The following is a 1075-nucleotide window of genomic DNA, read 5'->3' as shown; positions in this document are numbered from 1 at the left end:
AGCCACAAGCTCGGGCGTGAGCGACATCTGGCGCATGGAAGGCAAACCCCTCTTTGCCGGCAGCAAAGTCGAAAAGAGTGGGCTATGCAAGATCAGGAGCAAAGCGCCTTGCCGACCGGGATTTTCGGCCCATGTCGGATTTCTGTCGCCAGGATCGTCCTAGGATGGATCGAACCGCGATCGCTGCCTGAACCGGTGAGGAGACCGACCATGCCGAAATCCCCGCAACCTTTCTTCTGGTACGAACTGATGACCACCGACCTCGACGCCGCCGAGGCCTTCTACACCGCCGTTGTCGGCTGGAAGGCCGAGCCCTTCGACAACGCCCCCGGCATGCCCCGCTACATCGTGGTGAATTCCGCCGAGCGCGGCGTCGGCGGATTGATGACCATGCCGGAAGAACCCGCCAAGAGGGGCATGCCGCCAACCTGGCTGGGCTACATCTACACCAAGGATGTTGACGCCTCCACCCAGGCGCTCAAGGACGCCGGCGGCGCCGTGCACCGAGCGCCCGACGGTATTCCGGGCGTCGGCCGGTTCGCGGTCGTCGCCGACCCGCAGGGTGCGGCCTTCATGTTCCTGCAGCCCAATCAGCCTGACCAGCCGCCGGTGCCGGCAACCACGCTCGGTCATGTCGGCTGGCATGAGCTCTACACCTCGGACTGGAAAGCCGCCTTCAATTTCTATTCCACCCAGTTCGGTTGGACGAGCGCCGGCGAGTTCGACATGGGCGAGATGGGCATCTACAAAACCTTCGGCGCCGGTCCGGAATCCGGCGGCGGCATGATGAACAAGCCGCCGCAGATCCCGGTCCCCGTCTGGCAGTTCTATTTCAACGTCGACGCCATCGACGCCGCCGTCAAGCGCGTCACCGACAATGGCGGCAAGGTCATCATGGGGCCGATGGATGTGCCGAGCGGTCAATGGATCATCCAGTGCCAGGACCCGCAAGGCGCGCATTTCGCCTTGCTGGCACCGGTGAGGTAGAATTCTCTCTCCCTCGGAGCGGCCAATCGCATAAGGCGCTCCCACTCTCCGTCTCGGCTTCGCCGAGCCACCTCTCCCCCATTTCATG

General features: G+C 63.5%; 1 protein-coding gene. It reads left to right on the top strand.

The features are described from left to right. Positions 1 to 210 precede the first annotated feature (210 nt). Positions 211 to 987 (top strand): VOC family protein, encoded by a 777-nt coding sequence (locus EOA27_RS37705; protein ID WP_126081943.1) that lies wholly within the window; start codon positions 211 to 213, stop codon positions 985 to 987. Positions 988 to 1075: the final 88 nt, after the last annotated feature.

Origin of the sequence: Mesorhizobium sp. M2A.F.Ca.ET.037.01.1.1 (assembly GCF_003998075.1) — a bacterium.
Taxonomy (GTDB): domain Bacteria; phylum Pseudomonadota; class Alphaproteobacteria; order Rhizobiales; family Rhizobiaceae; genus Mesorhizobium.
Note: the sequence above shows the minus strand (reverse complement) of the source record. Positions and strands in the feature narration are given on the sequence as shown.

What these genes read in the sequence shown, in the direction of transcription:
- EOA27_RS37705 (WP_126081943.1), top strand. Translation starts at nt 211, where the DNA reads ATGCCGAAATCCCCGCAACCTTTCTTCTGGTACGAACTGATGACCACC.